Here is a 4820-nt window from a genome sequence, read left to right as displayed (position 1 = left end):
CCGAGGACTCGACGATCCGCCCCGACCGGATCATCCGCTCCCTGACGGAACTGCTCCTCTAAAACCTCTCCCTTTGGGAAAGGTGTTTTCCGTAGCCCCCCAGAAACAGCGCCACGGCGCGGGCGACTTCGGCCTTGATTTCGGCGGGAGTGGGACGGTGGATCAGGTTGAGCGAATAGCGGAAATAGAGATGGCCGCGGCAGAGCGACAGGAACTGTTGCGCGGCCATGCGGCAGTCGGGCGGATCGATATGGCCGGCGGCCTTGGCGGCCTCCAGGAAACGGGTCAGCCGGGCGATGCCGCCGCCTGGGCCGGCGTCGTAGAAGACGTGCGCCAGTTCCGGCGCCCGCTGGGCCTCGGCCATCACCAGCTGCAGTAGCCGGATCGAGGACTCGGTCACCAGATGGCCGAGGAACCGCTCGCCGAGATCGGTGAGCACCGCCTCGATGTCGGCGGCGCCGGCCGCGCCGTCGTCGGGCAGATCGAAGATCCAGGCGCGCCACTGGCCGCAGGCGCGCTCGATATAGGCCTCGAACAGCGCCTCCTTGCTTTTGAAATAGTTGTAGAGCGTGCCCTTCGACCCGCCCAGGCGCGCGGCGATGCTCGACATGGACGCCGCGGCGTAACCCTCCTCGAAGAAGACCTGGCGCGCGACCTCGACGATCGCCTCGCGTTTGGCGTCGCGCCGCGCATCCAGCTTGGCGCTGGGCAGCTTGCCCTTGAGCTCGGCTGCTCCTACCTCCCCTTCAGGGTCTAGCTTGGCCTGGGCCATGGCGGGAGTTCTCCGACACGCCTGATTGACAGTGGAATAGGTCACTGTCAGTTTGACCATGACCGTACGGTACGGTCAAATCATTTTGGCGACGCGATGCAAGCTCCCCTCCCCGCCAGGTCTCCAGGAAAGGTCGCGACGACGGCGCTTCTGCTCGGCTGCGCCTTGAGCGCCTGCGCGATCCTGCCGAAGACCGGCCCGGCGCCGACGCCCAAGCCGCCGGCGGCCTATGCGACCGGCCAGAGCTTCACGGCGCCCGCGGCCGACTGGCCGAAGCTCGACTGGTGGCGCGCCTATGGCGACGACGGCCTCGATCAGTTGATCGACGAGGCGCTGCGCACCGCGCCCTCAATGGCCGAGGCGCGGGCGCGGATCGAACGGGCGCGAGCCGATCTGGGCACGGCGCGGGCCGGCCTCTTCCCGTCCCTCTCGCTGAACGGGACCGTGGTCGAGACCAAGCAGAGCTACAATGCCGGCATCCCGGCCCTGTTCGTGCCCAAGGGCTACAACGACTTCGGCCAGGGCACGCTCAACTTCAATTACGAGTTCGACTTCTGGGGCAAGAACCGCGCCGCGGTCGCCGCCGCCACCTCCGAGGCCCGGGCTGCATCGGCCGACGCCGCAGAGGCCCGGCTGACCCTCTCGACCGCCGTCGCCGGCGCCTATGCCGACCTGGCCCGGCTCTATGCCGAACGCGACGTGGCCGAGCGCGCCGTCCAATCGCGGCAGGAAACCCTCGACCTGGTGGTTCGGCGCGTGACCGACGGCGCCGACAACCGTTCGGCTTCGAGTCAGGCCCAGGCCGGCGTCGACACCGCCAAGGCCAGTCTCGCCGAGATCGACGAGGATATCGGCCTGACCCGCGACCGCCTCGCCGACCTGATGGGCGAAGGTCCTGACCGCGGCCTCGCCATCGCCCGGCCAGGCGCGGCGACGATCCAGGCTTTCGGCCTGCCGCCCAGCCTGGCGGCGGACCTGATCGGCCGGCGTCCGGACGTGGTCGCCGCCCGTTGGCGCGCCGAGGCCGACGCCAAGCGCATCGGGGTCGCCAAGGCCCAGTTCTACCCGGACATCAACCTGGTCGCCGACATCGGCTTCGAAGCCCTGCACCTGCACAACTTCTTCAAGGTCGGCTCGGACATCGGCTCCGTCGGCCCGGCGGTGACCCTGCCCATCTTCGAGGGCGGCCGGCTGCGCGCCAACCTGCGCGGCGCCCAGGCCGACTACGCCGAGGCGGTGGCGACCTATGACGCCACCCTGACCCAGGCGCTGCAGGATGTCGCCGACACCGCCCAGAGCGAGCGTTCGCTCAGCGAGCGTCTGGCGCAAAGCCAGGCGGCGCTGGCGGCCGACGAGGACGCCTACCGCATCGCCAAGCTGCGCTACGAGGGCGGCCTTTCCGACTATCAGTCCGTGCTGCTGGCCGAGGACGCCGTGCTGGCGAACCGCCGCACCGTCGTCGATCTGCAGGCGCGAGCGTTCGCCCTCGACATCCAACTGGTGAAGGCGCTTGGCGGCGGCTTCCAGGTGCAGGACCAAACCCATGGCTGATTCAGCGCCCGCCCCCGATCGGGGCCCCGCCACCGCGGCGACCTCCACGCCGACACAGGCGCCCGCCGCCGCGCCGGCGCGCCCGGCGAACGCTCGCCGCTCGCTGCTGTTCGGCCTGCTGACCGTCGTGATCCTGGCGCTCGGGCTTGGCTATTTCGTCTACTGGTTCACCATCGGCCGCACCCACGTCGCCACCGACGACGCCTATGTCAACGCCGACTCGGCGGACATTACCCCGCAGGTAGCCGGCCAGGTTATCAGGGTGCTCGCCCAGGACACCCAGCCGGTCAAACAGGGCCAGGTGCTGGTGCAGATCGACCCGGCCGACGCCAAGGTCGCGCTGGACCAGGCCCAGGCCGAGCTCGATCAGGCCACCCGCAAGGTGAACGGCTATTTCGCCAACGAGCAGGCGCTGAGCGGCCAGGTCGCCGTGCGCGCCGCCGACATCACCAAGGCCGACGCCCAGATCATGAGCGCCCAGTCGGACCTGGACCGCGCCCGCACCGAGCTCGGCCGTCGCCAGCGGCTGGCCCAGTCTGGCGCCGTCTCCGGCGACGAGCTGACCCAGGCCGAGAACCAGGCGCATGTGGCCGAGGCGGCGCTGGCCCAGGCGCGCGCCGCGAAGATCCAGGCCAATGCCAATCGCGGCGCGGCGCTCGGGACCCAGGCGGTCAACACCGCCCTGATCAGCGGCGCGCCGGTGGCGGAAAACCCGGAAGTCACCGCCGCCCGCGCCAAGGTCGCCAAGGCGCAGCTCGATTTCGACCGCACCACCTTGCGCGCGCCGTTCGACGGGGTGATCGCCAAGAAGAACGTGGCGCTCGGCGAGCAGGTGCAGGTGGGCGCGCCCCTGATGCAGGTGGTGCCGATCAGCCGCGCCTATGTCGACGCCAACTTCAAGGAGGTGCAGCTGCGCCACGTGCGGCTGGGCCAGCCGGTGACCCTGACCGCCGACCTCTATGGCGGCCACGTCAAGTTCCACGGCCGCGTCGCTGGGGTGGCCGGCGGCACCGGCGCGGCCTTCGCGCTGATCCCGGCCCAGAACGCCACCGGCAACTGGATCAAGATCGTCCAACGCCTGCCGGTGCGCGTCTCGCTCGATCCGGAGGAGCTCAAGGCGCATCCGCTGCGCGTCGGCCTGTCCATGAAGGCGGTCATCGACGTCTCCGGCGGCTAGGCGCGATGTCCGTAGTCGCCGGCTCGGGAGACGACACCGATTTTTCGGTGATGAGCGGGGCGCCGCTATGGATCGCCGGCATCGTGCTGGCCCTGGCCAACTTCATGGTGGTGCTGGACACCACCATCGCCAATGTCTCCGTGCCCAACATCGCCGGCGGCCTGGCGGTCTCGCCCAGCCAGGGCACCTGGGTGATCACCTCCTACGCCGTGGCCGAGGCGATCACCGTGCCGCTGACCGGCTGGCTGGCGCAGCGGTTCGGCGCGGTGCGGGTCTTCGTCATCGCCGTCGCCGGTTTCGGCCTCTGTTCGATGCTGTGCGGCTTCGCCCCCTCGTTCGGGGCGCTGGTCGGCCTGCGCGTGCTGCAGGGCCTGGCCGGCGGGCCGATCATGCCGCTGAGCCAGACCCTGCTGCGGCGCATCTTCCCGCCGCAGCAGCAGGCCATGGCCATTGGCCTCTGGAGCATGACCACCGTGGTCGGGCCGGTCGCCGGGCCGCTGCTTGGCGGGGCGCTGGTGGACGGCGTCGGCTGGCCGTTCATCTTCTTCATCAACATCCCGGTGGCGGCGCTGTGCGCCATCGTCGCCTGGCGCTTCCTGGCCAGCCGCGAGACCACGACCGTGCGCAATCCGGTCGACTTCACCGGCCTGGCCCTGCTGGTCCTCTGGGTCGGGGCCATGCAGATCATGCTCGACAACGGCAAGGACCTGGACTGGTTCAATTCGCCGGTGATCGTCACCCTGGGCCTGGTCGCCGGCGTGGGCTTCGTCTCCTTCCTGATCTGGGAGCTGACCGATCCCCACCCGATCGTCGATCTGAAGGTGTTCCGCCATCGCGGCTTCGCCACCGCGACCCTGATCATGGCCCTGGTCTTCGGCGCCTTCTTCTCCTCCATCGTGCTGATGCCGCTCTGGCTGCAGACCAATCTTGGCTACAACGCCACCTGGGCCGGGCGCGCCGTGGCGCCGCAAGGCATCTTCGCCGTCATCCTGTCGCCGATCGTGGCGCGGCTGAGCACCCGGATCGACGGGCGCACCCTGGTCTCGTTCGGGGTCACCGTGCTCGGCCTGGCCTCGCTCTGGCGCAGTGGATTCGCGCCGGACATCGACGTGTTCAGCGTCAGCCTGCCCCAGGTGCTGCAGGGCGCGGCCGTGCCCTTCTTCTTCATCCCGATCACCGGCCTGGCGCTGGGCTCGGTGCTGCCGCCGGAGACCGCCTCGGCCGCCGGGCTGATGAACTTCACCCGCACCACCGCGGCGGCCTTCGGCACCTCGATCACCACCACCGCCTGGCAGAACTTCGCCAGCCTGCACCGGACCA

4 protein-coding genes are annotated in these 4820 nt (G+C 69.9%); 3 read left to right on the top strand and 1 reads right to left on the bottom strand.

Features of this window, described 5'->3' with window-relative positions:
• Positions 1 to 58: 58 nt before the first annotated feature.
• Complete coding sequence (locus VGL85_RS17965; protein ID WP_331590372.1) at positions 59 to 772, bottom strand: TetR/AcrR family transcriptional regulator; 714 nt, start codon at positions 770 to 772, stop codon at positions 59 to 61.
• Between the two features lie 96 nt (positions 773 to 868).
• Here VGL85_RS17965 and VGL85_RS17960 point away from each other — a divergent pair, with 96 nt between their 5' ends.
• The 3 genes from VGL85_RS17960 to VGL85_RS17950 all read left to right on the top strand — a co-directional run.
• Complete coding sequence (locus VGL85_RS17960; RefSeq protein ID WP_331590371.1) at positions 869 to 2323, top strand: efflux transporter outer membrane subunit; 1455 nt, start codon at positions 869 to 871, stop codon at positions 2321 to 2323.
• Positions 2316 to 3500: an HlyD family efflux transporter periplasmic adaptor subunit gene (locus VGL85_RS17955; protein WP_331590370.1), complete on the top strand. Its 1185-nt coding sequence runs from the start codon at positions 2316 to 2318 to the stop codon at positions 3498 to 3500. The genes VGL85_RS17960 and VGL85_RS17955 overlap by 8 nt, the downstream gene beginning before the upstream one ends.
• A 5-nt stretch (positions 3501 to 3505) precedes the next feature.
• On the top strand, positions 3506 to 4820 hold a 1315-nt coding region (locus VGL85_RS17950; protein WP_331590369.1), incomplete at its 3' end, for a DHA2 family efflux MFS transporter permease subunit.

This window comes from Phenylobacterium sp. (assembly GCF_036501465.1).
GTDB lineage: Bacteria > Pseudomonadota > Alphaproteobacteria > Caulobacterales > Caulobacteraceae > Phenylobacterium.
This window is presented reverse-complemented; position numbering and strand designations above follow the sequence as displayed.